The organism is Streptomyces sp. NBC_00005, assembly GCF_045160215.1.
GTDB lineage: Bacteria > Actinomycetota > Actinomycetes > Streptomycetales > Streptomycetaceae > Streptomyces.
In genome coordinates, this window is the sequence record NZ_CP108316.1 from 3,824,296 (window position 1) to 3,842,091 (window position 17,796).

The window sequence follows — 17,796 nt, forward strand, 5'->3', positions numbered from 1 at the left end:
AGTGAACGAGGGTTTACTTCGAATGTACTGAGCGGTAGAGCACTCCGTCATCGGGCCGTCGGTGTGATCGCGCGCACGTTGCGTAACCACACAGGGAGCGCTGCACTAACACCATGCTGACGCGAATCGACCACATCGGGATCGCCTGTTTCGACCTCGACAAGACTGTCGAGTTCTACCGGGCCACGTACGGCTTCGAGGTGTTCCACTCCGAGGTCAACGAGGAGCAGGGCGTCCGCGAGGCCATGCTCAAGATCAACGAAACCTCCGACGGCGGGGCCTCCTACCTGCAGCTTCTGGAGCCGACGCGACCGGATTCGACCGTCGCCAAGTGGCTCGACAAGAACGGCGAGGGTGTCCACCACATCGCTTTCGGTACGGCGGATGTCGACACGGACGCCGCGGACATCAAGGACAAGGGCGTACGCGTTCTGTACGAAGAGCCGCGACGCGGTTCCATGGGGTCACGGATCACGTTCCTGCACCCCAAGGATTGTCATGGCGTTCTGACAGAACTGGTCACTTCGGCGCCTGTTGAGTCACCTGAGCACTGACCCCCGTACATATGGGCCGGTAGGGTTGGGGGCGGTCGCCACTTCTGTGGGGGGTGACCGCATGCCGGGGTCCGGGTTTCGGGGGGCGAGCGCGGGGCAGCAGCCCCTGGTCCGCCGTTGATCTGACACCATTCCCCGGGGGCCCCGTTCGGCGGATGGACGGAGCTCGTTTGGCCAGACTTGCGACCAGGGGACGGATGGGACCGCGCAGTGCGGGGCTACGAACGCCAGGAGCGAGAGCCGGCGGCTGACGTCGACCACCTCTCTCGGTTCGAGGCCGAGATGGAGCGGCTGAAGACCGAGCGGGAAAAGGCGATTCAGCACGCCGAGGACCTCGGCTACCAGGTCGAGGTGCTGCGCGCCAAGCTTCACGAGGCGCGCCGCACCCTCATGTCCCGGCCCTCCTTCGACGGCGGTGACATCGGCTATCAGGCCGAGCAGTTGCTACGGAACGCGCAGATCCAGGCCGACCAGCTGCGGCTGGACGCCGAGCGCGAGCTGAGCCAGACGCGCGCGCAGACCCAGCGCATCCTCCAGGAGCACGCGGAGCAGGCCGCCCGGCTGCAGGCCGAGCTGCACCAGGAGGCGGTCACCCGCCGCCAGCAGCTGGACCAGGAGCTGGCGGAGCGCCGTCAGACCGTCGAGTCGCACGTCAACGAGAACGTGGCCTGGGCGGAACAGCTGCGCGGCCGTACCGAGCAGCAGGCGCGCCGGCTCCTCGACGAGTCCCGTGCCGAGGCCGACCAGGCCCTGGCCGCCGCGCGTGCGGAGGCCGAGCGGGTCGCCACCGAGGCCAGGCAGCGGCTGGAGGCGGACGCCGAGTCGGCCCGCGCGGAGGCCGAGCAGCTCCTGCTCCGGGCCCGTACGGACGCCGAGCGGCTGCTGAACGCCGCGTCCTCGCAGGCCCAGGAGGCCACCGACCACGCGGAGCAGCTGCGCACCTCCACCGTCTCGGAGTCGGACTCCGCCCGCCGCCAGGCCCAGGAGCTGAGCCGGGGCGCCGAGCAGCGCATGACCGCGGCCGAGGAGGCGCTGCGCAAGGCGCAGGCCGAGGCCGACAAGCTCGTCACCGAGGCCACCGCGGCGGCCGAGAAGGCCCTCGCCAGCGCCGAGTCGACGAACGAGCAGCGCACGCGTACGGCGAAGGAGCAGGTCGCCCGGCTGGTCACAGAGGCCACCGAGAAGGCCGAGGCCACCAGGGAGAGCGCCGAGCAGGTCGTCGCGGACGCCCGCGCCGAGGCCGAGAAGATCGTCACCGAGGCCGCCGAGAAGGCCCGGACGATCACCGCCGAGGAGAGCGCGACCCAGCTGTCCAAAGCGGCCAAGACCGCCGAGGACGTCCTCAACCGGGCGCAGGAGGACGCGCAGAACACCACCAAGGCGGCCGCCGAGGAGGCCGAGCGGATCCGCCACGAGGCGGAGACCGAGGCCGACCGGCTGCGCGCCGAGGCGCACGACATCGCCACACAGCTCAAGGGCTCGGCGAAGGACGACACCAAGGAGTACCGCGCCAAGACGGTCGAGCTGCAGGAGGAGGCGCGCCGGCTGCGCGGCGAGGCCGAGCAGCTGCGCGCCGACGCGGTGGCCGAGGGCGAGAAGATCCGCGCGGAGGCCCGCAAGGAGGCCGTCCAGCAGATCGAGGAGGCGGCCAAGACCGCCGAGGAGCTGCTGGCGAAGGCCAGGCAGGACGCCGACGAGCTGCGCCAGAAGGCCACGACGGACAGCGAGAAGGTCCGTACGGAGGCCATCGAGCGGGCGACCACCCTGCGCCGGCAGGCCGAGGAGACCCTCGACCGCACCCGCAAGGAGGCCGAGCGGCACCGCGCCGAGGTCGTCGAGCAGTCCGAGGGCATCAAGGCCGACGCCGAGCGGGCCGCCCTCGAACTGCACGAGGAGACCGAGCGGGCCATAGCGGCCCGCCGTGCGGAGGCCGCCGAGGAGCTGACGCGGCTGCACACGGAGGCCGAGGACCGTCTCGCCGCCGCCGAGCAGGCGCTGACCGACGCCCGCCAGGAGGCGTCACGCATCCGCCGCGAGGCCGCCGAGGAGGCCGAGCGGCTGCGCACCGAGGCCGCCGAGCGGATCCGCACCCTGCAGGCGCAGGCCGAGGCGGAGGCCGAGCGGCTGCGCAACGAGGCCGCGTCGGACGCGTCCGCCTCGCGTGCCGAGGGCGAGGCCATCGCCGTACGACTGCGGTCCGATGCGGCCGCGGAGGCCGAGCGGCTGAAGTCGGAGGCGCAGGACACCGCCGACCGGGTACGGGCGGAGGCGCTGGCCGCCGCCGAGCGGCTGGGCTCGGAGGCGTCCGAGACGCTGGCCGCCGCGCAGGACGAGGCCAACCGGCGCCGCCGCGAGGCCGAGGAACTCCTCGGTTCGGCACGCCAGGAGGCCGACCAGGAGCGCGAGCGGGCCCGCGAGCAGAGCGAGGAACTGCTGGCGGTGGCGCGCGGCCGCGTCGAGGAGGCGCAGGCCGAGGCGCTCAGGCTGGTCGAGGAGGCCGACCGGCGCGCGAACGAGATGGTGTCGGCCGCCGAACAGCACGCCCAGCAGGTGCGGGACTCCGTCACCGGGCTGCACGAGCAGGCCCAGGAGGAGATCACCGGGCTGCGCAGTGCCGCCGAGCACGCGTCGGACCGTACCCGGCGCGAGGCGCAGGAGGAGGCGGACCGGGTCCGCGCCGACGCCTACTCCGAGCGGGAGCGGGCCACCGAGGACGCCAACCGGATCCGGCGCGAGGCGAACGAGGAGACGGACGCCGCCAAGGCGCTTGCCGAGCGCACGGTTTCGGAGGCGATCGCGGAGTCGGAGCGGCTGCGTTCGGACGCTGCCGAGTACTCCCAGCGGGTCCGTACGGAGGCGTCGGACTCGATCGCCGAGGCCGACCAGGCCGCGGCACGCACCCGGGCGGACGCCCGCGACGACGCCAACCGCATCCGGTCGGACGCGGCCACACAGGCGGACACCCTCATCACCGAGGTCACCGCCGAGGCGGAGCGGCTGCAGTCGGAGACGGCCACCGAGGCCGAGCGGGTGCGCTCCGAGGCGATCGCCAAGGCCGAGAAGCTCATCGCGGACGCCACCGGGGACGCGGAGCGGCTGCGCGCCGAGGCCGCCGAGACGGTCGGCTCCGCCCAGCAGCACGCCGAGCGGGTGCGCGGCGAGTCCGGGCGCGTCAAGGCCGAGGCGGCGGCGCAGGCCGAGCGGCTGGTCAACTCCGCGCGGGAGGAGGCCGAGCGCACGCTCGACGAGGCCCGCAAGGACGCCGGCAAGCGGCGCCAGGACGTGGCCGAGCAGGTCGACACGCTCATCACGGAGACCACGGCCGAGGCCGACAAACTGCTCTCCGAGGCGCAGCAGCAGGCCCACAAGACCACCGCCGATGCCGAGGCGCAGGCCGACAGCATGGTGGGCGCGGCCCGCAAGGAGGCCGACCGCGTGGTCTCGCAGGCGACGGTCGAGGGCAACACCCGAGTGGAGAAGGCCCGTACGGACGCGGACGAACTGCTCGTCGGCGCCCGCCGGGACGCCACCTCGATCCGTGAGCGCGCCGAGGAGCTGCGCGACCGCATCACGGGCGAGATCGAGGCGCTGCACGAGCGGGCCCGACGGGAGTCGGCCGAGACGATGAAGTCGGCGGGCGACCGCTGCGACGCGCTCATCACGGCCGCCGAGGAGCAGCTGGGCAAGGCGCAGGCGAAGGCCAAGGAGCTGGTCTCGGAGGCCAACTCCGAAGCGGGCAAGGTCCGTATCGCCGCGGTGAAGAAGGCCGAGGGGCTCCTGAAGGAGGCCGAGCAGAAGAAGTCGGCGCTCGTGAGGGAGGCCGAGGAGCTCAAGGCCGAGGCGATCCGCGAGGCCAAGCGCACGGTCGAGGAAGGAAAGCGCGAGCTGGAGATCCTGGTGCGCCGGCGCGAGGACATCAACGCCGAGATCTCCCGTGTCCAGGACGTCCTGGAGGCGTTGGAGTCTTTTGAGGCCCCGACAGCGGGCAAGGACGGCGGCGTCAAGGCGGGCGCCGTGGTCGGCGCCCCTCGTTCGGGTAAGCCGTCGGACAGCTAACCGACAGGTCCAAATCCGGTGTCATCTGGGGCCTTTGACCAAGTTTTTGGCAAGTGGTCCGAGGGTTAGCCACTCAAAAGGGGTGTCATTCTCCAGATCAAACACGTATCCGCTCGATGACACACCGCTTCGGCCCCTAGGATTCCCCCTATCACCTCACCGGTCTCATTTGACAGGAACCCCATGAGCGACACTTCCCCCTACGGCTTCGAGCTAGTGCGGCGTGGGTACGACCGCGCTCAGGTGGACGAACGGATCTCCAAGCTCGTCTCCGACCGTGACAGCGCTCTCGCCCGCATCACCGCTCTGGAAAAGCGCATCGAGGAGCTCCACCTCGAGACGCAGAACGCCCAGGCTCAGGTAACCGACGCGGAGCCGTCGTACGCCGGCCTCGGCGCGCGTGTCGAGAAGATCCTCCGCCTCGCCGAGGAGGAGGCCAAGGATCTGCGCGAGGAGGCCCGTCGCGCGGCCGAACAGCACCGCGAGCTCGCGGAGTCGGCGGCCCAGCAGGTCCGCAACGACGCAGAATCGTTCGCTGCGGAGCGCAAGTCCAAGGCCGAGGACGAGGGCGTCCGGATCGTCGAGAAGGCCAAGAGTGACGCCTCTCAGCTGCGTTCCGAGGCGCAGAAGGACGCGCAGTCGAAGCGCGAGGAGGCCGACGCCCTCTTCGAGGAGACCCGCGCCAAGGCCGCGCAGGCCGCCGCCGACTTCGAGACGAACCTCGCCAAGCGCCGCGAGCAGTCCGAGCGCGACCTGGCGTCCCGGCAGGCCAAGGCCGAGAAGCGCCTCGCGGAGATCGAGCACCGCGCGGAGCAGCTCCGCCTGGAGGCCGAGAAGCTGCGCACCGACGCCGAGCGCCGCGCCCGCCAGACGGTGGAGACGGCTCAGCGCCAGGCCGAGGACATCGTGGCCGACGCCAACGCCAAGGCCGACCGGATCCGTTCGGAATCCGAGCGCGAGCTGGCCGCCCTCACCAACCGCCGCGACAGCATCAACGCCCAGCTCACGAACGTCCGCGAGATGCTCGCGACGCTCACGGGTGCCGCGGTGGCCGCGGCCGGTTCACCGGCCGAGGACGAGCCGATCTCCCGTGGGGTTCCGGCGCAGCAGACCCGGTAGTCAGCAGCAGCCGGTAGTCAGCAGCAGCATCAGAGGCCCGCACCATCTCCCCCGAAGGTGCGGGCCTTTGGCGTACGCGGATCAGTTCGGTGTACGGATCACTTCCCGCGTACGAGGGGCAGGAAGACCTCGTCGACGATCTCCACCAGCGTCGCCTCCGTCATCGGCTCGCTGCGCATCACGATCTCGTTGCGCACCAGGTCCGTGGGCAGGGTCATGATCCGCGGTGAGATGTCGGCCGTGGGGATCTCGCCCCGGTCGACGGCCCGTTCGAGCAGCGTCGTCATCACGTCACGCATGATGTCGAAGACCTCGACCCGCTGTTCGCCGATCTCCGCCAGCACCCCGTGCACGACGTCCTGACCGATGTCGCGCTGCCGCTCGGCCATCATCCGCAGGACGGCCAGGACGTCCTCGCGCAGCGATCCGGTGTCCGGGACCCGGTCGGCCACGGATCCGCCCTGGCGGTGGCGCAGGGCCGCGATCACCATCTCCGCCCGGTTGCCCCAGCGGCGGTAGAGGACCTGCTTGCCGGTGCGCGCACGGGCCGCGACGCCCTCCATCGTCAACTTCGGGTAGCCGACGGCCTGGAGCTCCGCCCAGGCCGCGTCCAGGAGTTCGGCCTCCAGGGCGGCACCGCGCCGCCGCGTGGTCTCCGCGGGCACTGACCCACCTCCTTAAGAGACCTTGCGTCTCTAATCACGGGCAGTCTATCGTCGCCGTAAGAGACGCATCGTCTCTTAGGTACTCGAGGGGGGGACCCGTATGCCCGAAAAGCCGTCCAAAGAACGCCTCGACCCCGCCGTCCTCAAACTCGCCGCCATCCTCGTCCTCGGCGCCCTCGCGCCGCTTCTGGACAGCACGATCGTGTCGATCGCGATCCACACCCTCGGCCATGACCTGCACGCCTCCACGGCGACCGTGCAATGGGTGAGCACCGGCTATCTGCTGGCCCTGGCGATGGTGGTGCCGGTCAGCGGCTGGGCCGCCGAGCGGTTCGGCGCCCGGCGCGTCTGGCTCGGCGCACTGGTGCTGTTCCTCGCCGGATCACTGCTGTGCGGCCTGTCCTGGAACATCGAGTCCCTGGTCGCCTTCCGGGTGCTGCAGGGCCTGGGCGGCGGTCTCCTGCTGCCGGTGCTGCAGACGCTGGTCATCCGGGCCGCGGGCGGGCAGCGGCTCGGGCGGCTGATGGCCGTCGTGTCCCTGCCCGCCCTCGTGGGACCGATCCTCGGTCCCGTGCTCGGCGGCCTGATCATCTCCCACCTCAGCTGGCGCTGGATCTTCTACGTCAACCTGCCGGTCTGCCTGCTCGCCATCGCGCTCGCGTGGCGGGGCGTTCCCAAGGACGCGGGCCGGGCCACCGCCCGTCTCGACCTGACCGGCCTCCTCCTGGTGTCCCCCGGGCTCGCCGCGCTGATCTACGGCCTCTCCGAGGTCGGCAACCAGGGCGGCTTCGGGCACGCGCGCGTGCTGGTGCCGATGGCCGGCGGAGCCCTCCTGGTCGTCGCCTTCGCCCTGCGCGCCCTGCGCACCGCCCAACCCCTCGTGGACCTGCGGCTGTTCCGGGTGCGGGCGTTCGCCGTGTCCTCGGCGCTGACCTTCACCAGCGGGCTGACGCTCTTCGGCGGCATGTTCCTGCTGCCGCTGTACTACCAGCAGGTGCGGCACGAGAGCGTGATCGCCGCCGGCCTGCTGCTCGTACCGCAGGGCATCGGCGCGCTGCTGGCCCGGACGACCGGCGGCCTCACCGACCGCCTCGGCCCCCGCCCGATCGCGGTGACGGGCCTGCTGCTGACCGCCCTCGGCACGCTCCCCTTCGCCGCGCACACCCATGACGACCTGTTCCTCTCCCTCGCGCTCGTCGTGCGCGGCTTCGGCATGAGCGCGGCCAATCTGGCCCTGATGGTCGGCGCCTTCCAGGGCCTCGCCCCCGAGCGCGTCCCGCACGCCAGCGCCACCACCCGGATCGTGCAGCAGCTCGGCGGCTCCTTCGGCACGGCCGTCCTCGCCGTCCTGCTCCAACGCGGTGGCGGCACCTCCACCGCCTTCGCCGACACCTTCCTGTGGACGACCCTCCTCACGTTCCTCGCGGTCGGTGTCGCACTCCTGCTCCCCGCATTACAGAAGGAGGTGAGCCCGGTGCCCGCTCAAGTGGCAGCCCCCGAACCCCGGTCTTAGCGTGGCCGCATGATCGAGCTCGAGGGCCTGACCAAGCGCTACGGCGAGAAGCTGGCGGTCAACAACCTCACCTTCACCGTCAGACCCGGCTTGGTGACCGGGTTCCTCGGGCCGAACGGCGCCGGCAAGTCGACGACGATGCGGATGATGCTCGGGCTCGACCGGCCCACCGCCGGGGACGTCCGTGTCGACGGCAAGCACTACGACCACCTCAAGGACCCCCTGACGTACATCGGCGCCCTGCTGGACGCCAAGGCCATGCACGGCGGCCGCAGCGCCTTCAACCATCTGCTGTGCCTCGCCCAGAGCAACGGCATCCCGAAGCGGCGGGTGGCCGAGGTCCTCGACACGGTGGGCCTCACGGCGGTCGCGAAGAAGAAGGCGAAGGGGTTCTCGCTCGGCATGGGCCAGCGGCTCGGCATCGCGGGCGCCCTGCTCGGCGACCCGCGGATCCTGATGTTCGACGAGCCGGTCAACGGCCTCGACCCCGAGGGCATCCACTGGATCCGCAACCTGATGAAGTCGCTGGCGGCGCAGGGCCGTACGGTCTTCGTCTCCTCCCACCTGATGAGCGAGATGGCGCTGACCGCCGAACACCTCGTCGTCATCGGGCAGGGGCGGCTGCTCGCCGACACCTCCATGGCCGACTTCATCGAGCAGAACTCGCGGTCGTACATCCGGATCCGCTCGCCGCAGCGCGAGCGGCTGCTCGACGTGCTGCACGAGGCCGGGGTCACCGTCGTCGAGTCCGGCAGCGGGGCGATGGAGGTGGACGGCGGCAAGGCCGAGCAGATCGGCGAACTGGCCGCGCTGCACCAGATCGTGCTGCACGAGCTGAGCCCCCAGCAGGCCTCCCTGGAGGAGGCGTTCATGCAGCTGACCGCGGAGTCGGTGGAGTACCACGCGCACGCCGACACGTCCTATGACGCGCCCACCGACACGCCTCCCGTGCGGCAGCAGTGGGGCGACGACTGGCAGAGGAGCTGAGCATGGCGGCGGTCCAGGTCGTGCGGTCCGAGTGGACCAAGATCCGGTCGGTGGCGTCCACGGTGTGGACGCTCTCCCTCGCCGTGGTCGTCACCATCGCGCTCGGCATGCTGATCTCGGCGTTGTCGAGCCACGAGTTCGACAACATGAGCGCGAAGGACAGGATCTCCTTCGACCCGACGTTCATCAGCTTCGCCGGCATGAGCCTCGGCCAGCTCGCGATGATCGTGTTCGGGGTGCTCGTCGTCTCGAACGAGTACAGCACCGGAATGATCCGCACCTCGCTGGCCGCCGTGCCGCAGCGCGGCATCTTCCTGTTCAGCAAGATCGCCGTCGCGACCGGCCTCGCCCTCGTCGTCGGCATGGCCACCAGCTTCGTCGCGTTCTTCCTCGGGCAGGCGATGCTCGGCGCGCACAAGGCCTCGATCGGCGACCCGCACGTGCTGCGCGCCGTGATCGGCGGCGGCATCTACATGACCCTCATCGCGGTGTTCTCCATGGGCGTCGCCACGATGCTGCGCTCGCCGATGCTGTCGCTGGGCATCCTGATGCCCTTCTTCTTCCTGATCTCCAACATCCTGGGCAACGTCGACGCGACGAAGAAGATCGGCCGGTTTCTGCCCGACCAGGCCGGCAGCAAGATCATGCAGGTGGTCACACCGATCGACGACGACACTCCGTACGGCCCCTGGGGCGGCCTCGGGATCATGGTGCTGTGGGCGCTCGCGGCCCTCGCCGGCGGTTATGTGCTGCTCAAGAAGAGGGACGCGTAGCCTGCTGGGGAAGCGGAGGCCACAGCTTTACTTTCTTTTGAGCGGAACCGTCAGCCGCTCGATATCCTCCTAACCCTTACGGGGGCGTGTGCCCCGCTGTCCTGAACCTTTCGATGGGTGCGGAGCATGATCGAGGCTGTCGGCCTGACCAAGCGCTACGGCGACAAGACCGCCGTGTACAACCTTTCCTTCCAGGTGCGGCCCGGCGCCGTCACCGGCTTCCTCGGGCCCAACGGCTCCGGCAAGTCGACGACGATGCGCATGATCCTCGGCCTGGACAACCCCACCGCGGGGCAGGTGACCATCGGCGGCTACCCGTACCCCAAGCTGCCCAACGCTCCCCGCCAGGTCGGCGCACTGCTCGACGCCAAGGCCGTGCACGGCGGCCGCTCGGCCCGCAGCCACCTGCTGTGCCTGGCCCAGCTGTCCGGCATTCCGGCGCGCCGTGTCGACGAGGTGCTGGGCGTGGTCGGGCTCCAGGAAGTGGCCAGGAAGCGCTCCAAGGGCTTCTCCCTCGGCATGGGGCAGCGCCTCGGCATCGCCGCCGCGCTCCTCGGCGACCCGCAGGTGCTGCTGTTCGACGAGCCGGTCAACGGCCTCGACCCCGAGGGCATCCTCTGGGTGCGCAACCTCATGAAGGCGCTCGCCGCGGAGGGCCGTACGGTCTTCGTCTCCTCCCACCTGATGAGCGAGATGGCGCTGACCGCCGACCATCTCATCGTCATCGGGCGCGGACAGCTGTTGGCCGACATGAGCATCAAGGACTTCATCTCGGCGAACTCCGCCGACTTCGCGCGCGTGCGCACGCCGGACGCCGAGCCGCAGCTGCGCGAGAAGCTCACCTCCGCGCTCACCGAGGCGGGCGGGCACGTGCTGCCCGAGCAGGACGGCGCCCTGCGGATCACGGGGCTGCCGCTCCCCCGCATCAGCGACATCGCGCACGACGCCGACGTACGCCTGTGGGAGCTGTCGCCGCACCAGGCCTCGCTGGAGGAGGCGTACATGCGGATGACGCAGGGGGCCGTCGACTACCGCTCGACGACCGACGAGAAGGTGGGGCTCATGCAGCCGCTGCCGCCCGGCGTGCAGCCGCCGATGCCGGTGCCCGGGCAGGGCCAGCCCGACTGGTACGCCCCGCCGCCGCCCCAGCAGGGCGGGCAGCCGTTCGCGATGCCGCAGGGGCAGCCGGGTCCGTACGGCGGCGCGGGACAGGCCCCGGCGAGTCCCTACGGCGCTCCGGGCGCGGGTCAGCCCAACCCGTACGCCCAGTCGGTGCCCGCGGCGCCCCAGGCGCCCGCGCAGCCGTCCGCGCAGCCCCAGCCGACCGCCTCCGCCGCCCCCGCCGACCTGACCAAGCCCGAGGACGCCCGATGAGCACGCCCCAGCCCCCGATGCCGCAGGCCGCCGCACCCAACTGGCAGGCGGCGGCGCCCGGTTCGCCGCACGCCGGCTACACCTCGCCGATCCCCGTCGTGCGCACCCACCTCGGGCACGCGATCTCCTCGGAGTGGACGAAGATCAGGTCGGTGCGCTCCACGATGTGGACGCTCGGCGTGTTCGTGCTGCTCGTCGTCGGCATCGGGCTGCTGACCGGCGTGGTGATCGCCTCCAACGAGGGAGAGGCGGGCCTGGCGAACGAGAACCCGCTGTCCTTCGGTGTCTTCGGGCTGCTCCTCGGCAGCATGTGCATCATCACGCTCGGCGTGCTGACCACCGCCTCGGAGTACGGCACCGGCATGATCCGGACCACGATGACCGCGTGCCCGTCCCGCGGGCGGGTGCTGGCGGCGAAGGCGATCGTGTTCTTCGCGGTGGCGTTCACCGTCACGTTCGTGTCGGTGCTCCTCGTCGCCCTCGCGGATGTGGCCATGCTGGACGGCGCCCGGCAACCGACCGGCAGCGAGTGGCTGAAGGGCACCGTCGGCATCTCGCTCTACCTCGCGCTGCTCGGGCTGCTCTCGCTCGTCATCGGCTCGATCATCCGGCACTCTGCGGGCGCCATCACCATCATGATCGGCCTTGTGCTGGCCCCGCTGGTGATCGCGCTGTTCATGTTCTCGCAGGCGCTGGAGGGCGTGCGCCAGGCGCTGTTCGAGTACTCGATCCCGAACCAGCTCAGCGTCTTCTACTCCAACTCCCTCAGCGACTCGGGCCCGACCGGCTGGGACCCGCTGTGGATCGCCCTGGGCGTGACGGCCGCCGCGTTCGCGGGCGCCCTGGCACTGCTGCAGAAGCGCGACGTCTAGCGCGGGCTTCAGAACTTCGGCGCGTTACGGGACCGCTGCACCCGCGTGGTGCGGCGGTCCTTCGCGTTCCAGCACGCCTTGTGCCAGTGGCGGCGCTCGTCGACGCCCGAGTGCTCCGGCCAGGCCACGACATGCGGGACGCCGGAGGGGATCATCTGGTCGCAGCCGGGACAGCGGTACGTCTTGCCCTGCGCGCTCGCGCCCGCGACGTGCCGCACGCTCCACTCCTCGCCCTGCCAGCTCTCGGTGGACTGCCAGCCGCCGTAGCGGCCGGGCGAGTCCTCCTCGGCGCTGCGGCCGGACGAACCCGACGAGCCGACTCCCTTGGGTCGGTTGCGACGCGGGGACACAGGACACCTCACGGGGCTATACAGGAAGCACGGATCGTGTCCAGCCTACGGGGCGCGGACGGGGGTAGGCGTAGAGGACCAACCGGCGCAAGTCCCCCGCCGTTGTCACCCATTCTGCAGACAATCCGCAAATCTCTTCGCCAGGCCGTGTCCTCGGCACGTGTCAGACGGTTATGCGGGTGGGGGAGCTCCGCGTCGGGGCCAAGGAAGCAGGAAAAGCAATGCACGTAGGAAGTTTCGTGTTGGCGGCCCAGTTCCCTGGGCAGGGCCAGGGGGAGGCGCTGCACCGCGCGGTCCGCTCGGCCGAGGTCGCCGAGGAAGCCGGCCTCGACTCGGTCTGGCTGGCCGAGCACCACTTCGTTCCGTACGGGACATGCCCGTCGGCGATCACGCTGGCGGCGTTACTGCTCGGCCGGACCAGCCGCATCCGGGTGGGCACAGCGGTCACCGTACTGCCCACCGCCCACCCGGTGGCGGTCGGCGAGCAGGCCGCGCTGCTGCACATCACCTCCGGCGGGCGCTTCTCGCTGGGCGTGGGGCGCGGCGGGCCCTGGGTCGACCTGGAGGTGTTCGGCTCGGGCATCGAGGCGTACGAGAAGGGGTTCCCGGAATCACTCGATCTGCTGGTGCGCTGGCTGCGCGAGCCGTCGGTCGCCGCCACCGCAGGCGGGCGCTTCGACTTCCGTGAAGTCCCCGTCGTACCAAGGCCGTCGGAGTCTCTGTCGGACGCGCCCGGTCCCGAGGTCGTCGTCGCGTGCACCTCGCCGTCGAGTGTGCGGCAGGCCGCCGCGCGCGGGCTGCCGATGCTGCTCGGGATGCATGTCGGGGACGAGGAGAAGGCCGAGATGGTCGCCCTGTGGCGGCAGCTGGCGCGCGCCGCCGGACATCCGGCGGACGCCGTCCTCGGTGCGGCCCATGTCTCGGCCGGCGTCTGCCAGATCGCGGACCGGCGTACGGACGCGGTGGAGGCGCTGACGAAGGCGATGCCGGGCTGGCTGAAGCAGGGACTCGAAGCGCATGTCACGGTGGACGGCCGGATCCGGCAGATGCGCGACCCGCTGGCGTACACCGAACTGCTCTGCGGGCTGCACCCGGTGGGCACCCCGCGCCTGTGCGCCGACCGGCTCGCGGCCACCAGCGAGCGGACCGGCATCTCCCGCTTCGCCCTGCTCGTCGAGGGCTCGGGAGACCTGGCGGCCACCGAGGAGAACGTACGGCGGCTGGGTGCCGAGGTGCTCCCGCACCTCGGTTGAACGGGCCGGCCCGGTATGGGGACACCTCCCGGGCTCGAGCGGAACCGAGAGCTCGGGGGAGAGCTTGCCGCCCCAGTACTGAATGCACCTCCCGCGTACGGAGCGGCAAGCAAGCGGCTGGCTCCTCAGCAGTCCCGGAACTCCGGGGACTGGTTGAGCAGCTGACTGCGGACCGAGGTGAAGCGGGCCAGCGTCTCGTCGACCGAGACGTCCAACGGGAACACCGCCACCCGGTGGCAGTTCTGGAAGGCCAGCCGCACACCGAAGTGCCTTTGCAGCGCGCCGCGTATCGCGTCACTCGCGAGCGCACGCAGCAGCTGACCGCGTGCCTGCTCGTCCGGCGGGGGCGTCTGGTTGTCGGCGAAGTTGCCGCCGTCGACCTTCAGCTGGGCCACCAGGGAGCTGATCATCTCCCATGCGTAGGGCAGGGAGGTCCGGACGCAGTCGACGAATTCAGCTTCGTCGACCTCGCCTCGCTCGGCCTTTTCGAGTAGGGCCGGTGAGACGTCGAGCGACATGGGTTCTCCTCTCGCACCCCTGTGATCGACAGGGGTTGCCGGACAGATAAGGGAGTTCGCGATACCGAACACGCTCAGTACCCGTCTCGCGACCTCCCGTTTACTACGGTAAGCAACGGACGGTGACGGCACCAGGAAAATGCGTACATGGAGAGGTCCCATTGGGCCCACAATCAGCCACAAATGAACATGGGTTGTCTCGGGTCTTCCCGGACAACAGGGACGGCCCGGAGGACCTCGTTCGAGGGTGGTGGTGGGAGACAGGAGGGCGAATCGCGTGCACCCCGCCCCGTCGAGTAGCGTTGCCGACCATGCGTCTCGTCATTGCCCGATGCTCCGTCGACTACGCGGGCCGGCTCACCGCCCATCTCCCTTCGGCGCCCCGCCTGATCCTGGTGAAGGCGGACGGCAGCGTCTCGATCCACGCTGACGACCGCGCCTACAAGCCCCTGAACTGGATGTCCCCGCCCTGCACGCTGAAGGAGGGTGCGGACACCGAAGAGGGCGTCTGGACCGTCATCAACAAGGCGGGCGAGAAGTTGATCATCACGATGGAGGAGATCCTCCACGATTCCTCGCACGAACTCGGCGTGGATCCCGGCCTGATCAAGGACGGCGTGGAAGCACACCTTCAGGAGCTCCTCGCCGACCGCATCGAGACCCTCGGCGAGGGCTACACGCTCATCCGCCGCGAGTACATGACGGCCATCGGCCCGGTCGACATCCTGTGCCGGGACGCCGAGGGACGGACCGTCGCGGTCGAGATCAAGCGGCGCGGCGAGATCGACGGCGTGGAGCAGCTCACCCGCTACCTCGATCTGCTGAACCGCGATCCCCATCTCGCCCCGGTCCGCGGCGTCTTCGCGGCCCAGGAGATCAAGCCGCAGGCGCGGGTCCTCGCGACGGACCGGGGCATCGGGTGCGCGGTGCTGGACTACGACGCGCTGCGGGGCATCGAGGACGACAAGCTGCGGTTGTTCTGAGTCCCTCTGCTACGACGAAGAGGGCCGGGTCCGTCGAGACGGACCCGGCCCTCTTGCTGTCGGTGCCTCAGATGACCGAGTCCGCGCTGCTGCTCGTCGGCGCGCTCGCCGAACTGTTCGTCTCCGCCGGGGCGCTGGAGGTCGCCGGGGCACTGGAGGACGGGCCGCTGGCCGAGTCGGAGGTGGACGGTGTGGTCGTCGGCGGATCGGTCGGAGCGGTCGGCGTGGCCGACGGCGTCGGGGAGGTCGGCGGCGTCGACGTCGGAGGCTTCGTGGTCGGAGGCTTCGTGGTCGGAGGCTTCGTGGTCGGGCTCGAAGACGGCGGCTTCGTCGTCGGCGACTTGGTCGGCGAGCTCGACGAGCTGCCTCCCGAACCCTTCGTCCCGCTCGGGTTGTCGGACGGCGGCGTCGGGTCGTCGGAGGTGCCGTACGTGCCGTCGGGGCCCGGATCGGTCGGCCGGCTGGTCGCCGTACCGGTGTCGCCCTTGCCGTCGTCGCTCTTCGGCTTGTCGGCACCCAGGCTGCCGTCGTCGGCGCCCTGGCTGGCGGACGGGTTGACGCCGACCTTGTCGGACGGGGTGTTCGCGTCGTTGTTGGACGTCGCGCCGAGCGTCACGACCGTGCCGAGCACGGCCGCGAGCAGCGCACCCGCGCCGGCCGCGACCAGGTTGCGCCGGGCGAGGCCGCGCAGGCCGCCCCGGTGCGGCTTGGGCGACGGGCCGCCGGACGTGGACCGGTGGACGAGCAGCGTTGAGGTGTCACCGGAGGGCGGCAGCATCGGCGGGACGCCCGGCAACGCGGCCGGAATGCCGCGGGGCGGCGACTGCGACTCCTCGTAGCGCGCGTCCGGGACCTCCTCGCCCGCCGTCGAGCCGAGGCCCGGCGTCGTGCCGGAGCGGTCGGCCACCAGGGCGAGGGCGCGGCGTCCGGCGACGGTGCCGCGCTTGTCGGCGGACGCGCCGTGCAGGCCGACGGAGGCCTCCAACTCGGTGCGGGCCCGGTCGAGTTGCCCCTCGCAGAGTGCGAGGATGCCCAACTCGTGGTGGAAGTAGGCCTGTTCGGACACCTCGCCGGCCAGCCGGGAGGCCTCGGCACCGGACCGCAGCGCCCGCTCCCAGGCGCTCCAGTGCAGGCCTGCGGCGAACGCCGGCGCCGCCGTGCGGGCCAGCTGCACGGTGACGCTCTCCTCGCCCTCGGCGGGCGCCGTCGTGCCCGGCACCAGGATGCCGAGGGCGGCGAGCAGGGCGTCGGCCTCGGCGCACACGCGCTCCGGGGTGACCGAGGGGTGCCCGGCCCACCAGGCGTAGTGCTGGGCGGCGGTCACGGCCCGCACGTCGACGTCGTCGCCGTATCCGGCGGCCTCGAGCTGTGTGAGGACCCCGGCGGCGAGCCGGTAGCGGGAGCCGACCGGGGAGACCAGTCCGCAGCCCGCCAGCTCGCCCAGGGCGGCGTCCGCGTGGGTGTCGCCGACCAGCGCGGGCAGATGGGCCTGGTGCGGCACCTCGCCGCCGAGCGCGACGGCGAACCGCAAGGTGGCGCGCGCCGAGGCGCTCAGGCGGGAGGCCAGCAGCGGCGCGGGCGCGGCGGCTTCACCGAGGGACGGCAGGGGTACGTCGTCGCCGTCCTCGGCGCCGAAAGGCGCGTCGAAGGGCGCGTCCACGGGCAGCGCGTCCCGGAAGGCGAACTCGTCGGCTGCGTCGGCCGTGTCGGCACCAAGGCGCGTCTGGTCACGCTGGCGCAGCAGGGCGCCGGCCTGGACGAAGCGCAGCGGCAGGCCCTCGGACTCGAACCAGAGGTCTCCGGCCCAGTTGGCCTCCTCCTCGGTGAGCACGCGGCCGACGGCGCGCTCGATGAGGTCGACGCCGCCCGCGCGGTCGAGGCCGCCGAGGAAGACCTCTTCGAGGGCGGAGTCGGCGGAGGGCGCGGGCACGTCGGGCGTCGCACCGATCACGAAGGCGCACTCGGGCGTCGCGTCCAGCAGCTCGTCGAGCCCCGCGCCGCCGAACTCGACGTCGTCGAGGACGACGACCGCGCCGATCTCACGGACCAGCGCGAGCAGTTCGTCCTGTTCCGGACGGTGCAGGGGCGCGTTGTAGACGGCGTAGAAGAGGTCGTACAGCAGGTCGCTCGCCGTGCGGTGGAAGCCGCTGAGGCGGACGACGCCGTCGGGGGCGAGGTCCGCGCAGTCCTCGGCGACGAGGTCGAGGAGGCTGGTGCGGCCGGAGCCGGCCGGGCCGGTGAGGCGTACGGAGCGGCCGCGGGCGAGGAGACGGACCAGGCGCTCGCGGTCCTCCTGGCGTTCCAGGAGCGGCAGCGACGGCTGGGCCGGTCCCGGCGGCACGGGCGGCTTGGCCGCGCGGTCCACCTCGGCACGCTCGGCAGTCGTGAACTTCTCGGGCCGGCCCGGGCGCTCACCCGGCGGGCAGGCCTCTATCTCGCTGCCGTCGACGGGGTTGACGGTGAGCAGGTAGTCGCCCGTGACGAGCTGCACCGTGCGTGCGAGCGCGGGCGTGCTCTGTCCGAAGTCCGGTGTGAGGGGGTCCCTGGGCGGGCGCTGACGCGACGAAGGGCCGTCGCCGTCATGGCCGTACTCCTCGGGTCCCCGGTTGTTCGGGTCCATAGGTTTCAAGCCCCCCAAAAGCGTCGTGTGTGCCTCGAGCCCCTCCCGGCCTTGCTGCACACCGCGCTGTCGCTTCTGGTCCGGGCCCGCTCGCAGGGATGTTGGCAGCGGGCGACCGAACCCTAAACCTTCGCTCAGTATCTACGACAGCCCGGGGTA

Annotated in this window: 14 protein-coding genes; 10 read left to right on the forward strand and 4 right to left on the reverse strand. The window is 71.2% G+C overall.

All coding sequences use genetic code 11. The features are described 5' to 3' along the window. The first annotated feature begins 113 nt into the window (after positions 1-113). From mce to OG303_RS17450, 3 genes are all read left to right on the forward strand, one after another. Entirely contained in the window at positions 114-554 is a 441-nt protein-coding gene (gene mce / locus OG303_RS17440; protein WP_405869309.1) for a methylmalonyl-CoA epimerase, read from the forward strand. A 210-nt stretch (positions 555-764) separates the two neighbouring features. Then, positions 765-4,610 carry a polarized growth protein Scy gene (gene scy / locus OG303_RS17445; RefSeq protein WP_405869310.1) on the forward strand — a complete coding sequence of 1,282 codons (3,846 nt, stop codon included), beginning with the start codon at positions 765-767 and terminating at the stop codon, positions 4,608-4,610. Positions 4,611-4,793: 183 nt separating this feature from the next. After that, the gene (locus OG303_RS17450) at positions 4,794-5,729 is read left to right on the forward strand and encodes a cellulose-binding protein (protein ID WP_405869311.1); all 936 of its coding nucleotides are present in this window, start codon (positions 4,794-4,796) and stop codon (positions 5,727-5,729) included. A gap of 98 nt (positions 5,730-5,827) precedes the next feature. Here OG303_RS17450 and OG303_RS17455 read toward each other — a convergent pair whose 3' ends face one another. Next, complete coding sequence (locus OG303_RS17455; protein ID WP_405869312.1) at positions 5,828-6,394, reverse strand: TetR/AcrR family transcriptional regulator; 567 nt, start codon at positions 6,392-6,394, stop codon at positions 5,828-5,830. Between the two features lie 100 nt (positions 6,395-6,494). Between OG303_RS17455 and OG303_RS17460 the strand changes: the two genes are divergently transcribed. From OG303_RS17460 to OG303_RS17480, 5 genes are all read left to right on the forward strand, one after another. Continuing rightward, entirely contained in the window at positions 6,495-7,907 is a 1,413-nt protein-coding gene (locus OG303_RS17460; protein WP_405869313.1) for a DHA2 family efflux MFS transporter permease subunit, read from the forward strand. Positions 7,908-7,916: 9 nt separating this feature from the next. Beyond that, positions 7,917-8,894 (forward strand): ABC transporter ATP-binding protein, encoded by a 978-nt coding sequence (locus OG303_RS17465; protein ID WP_405869314.1) that lies wholly within the window; start codon positions 7,917-7,919, stop codon positions 8,892-8,894. Positions 8,895-8,896: 2 nt separating this feature from the next. Then, positions 8,897-9,667, forward strand: a complete 771-nt coding sequence (locus OG303_RS17470; RefSeq protein WP_405869315.1) for an ABC transporter permease — start codon at positions 8,897-8,899, stop codon at positions 9,665-9,667. Positions 9,668-9,793: 126 nt separating this feature from the next. Continuing rightward, positions 9,794-11,041, forward strand: a complete 1,248-nt coding sequence (locus tag OG303_RS17475; RefSeq protein WP_405869316.1) for an ABC transporter ATP-binding protein — start codon at positions 9,794-9,796, stop codon at positions 11,039-11,041. Next, positions 11,038-11,913 (forward strand): ABC transporter permease, encoded by an 876-nt coding sequence (locus OG303_RS17480; RefSeq protein ID WP_405869317.1) that lies wholly within the window; start codon positions 11,038-11,040, stop codon positions 11,911-11,913. The genes OG303_RS17475 and OG303_RS17480 overlap by 4 nt, the downstream gene beginning before the upstream one ends. A gap of 8 nt (positions 11,914-11,921) precedes the next feature. Here OG303_RS17480 and OG303_RS17485 read toward each other — a convergent pair whose 3' ends face one another. Continuing rightward, positions 11,922-12,263: an ATP/GTP-binding protein gene (locus OG303_RS17485; RefSeq protein WP_405869318.1), complete on the reverse strand. Its 342-nt coding sequence runs from the start codon at positions 12,261-12,263 to the stop codon at positions 11,922-11,924. A gap of 221 nt (positions 12,264-12,484) precedes the next feature. On the opposite strand from OG303_RS17485, the gene OG303_RS17490 reads away from it, so the two are divergent. Next, a complete protein-coding gene (locus tag OG303_RS17490; RefSeq protein ID WP_405869319.1) occupies positions 12,485-13,516 on the forward strand; it encodes an LLM class flavin-dependent oxidoreductase in 1,032 nt (343 codons plus the stop codon). A gap of 125 nt (positions 13,517-13,641) precedes the next feature. Here OG303_RS17490 and OG303_RS17495 read toward each other — a convergent pair whose 3' ends face one another. Then, on the reverse strand, positions 13,642-14,034 hold the full coding sequence (locus tag OG303_RS17495) for an SCO5389 family protein (protein ID WP_123991676.1): 393 nt from the start codon (positions 14,032-14,034) through the stop codon (positions 13,642-13,644). 311 nt (positions 14,035-14,345) lie between these two features. Here OG303_RS17495 and nucS point away from each other — a divergent pair, with 311 nt between their 5' ends. Further along, complete coding sequence (gene nucS / locus OG303_RS17500; RefSeq protein WP_405869320.1) at positions 14,346-15,017, forward strand: endonuclease NucS; 672 nt, start codon at positions 14,346-14,348, stop codon at positions 15,015-15,017. Between the two features lie 67 nt (positions 15,018-15,084). On the opposite strand, the gene OG303_RS17505 is transcribed toward nucS, so the two are convergent. Continuing rightward, positions 15,085-17,637 (reverse strand): ATP-binding protein, encoded by a 2,553-nt coding sequence (locus OG303_RS17505; protein WP_405869321.1) that lies wholly within the window; start codon positions 17,635-17,637, stop codon positions 15,085-15,087. Positions 17,638-17,796: the final 159 nt, after the last annotated feature.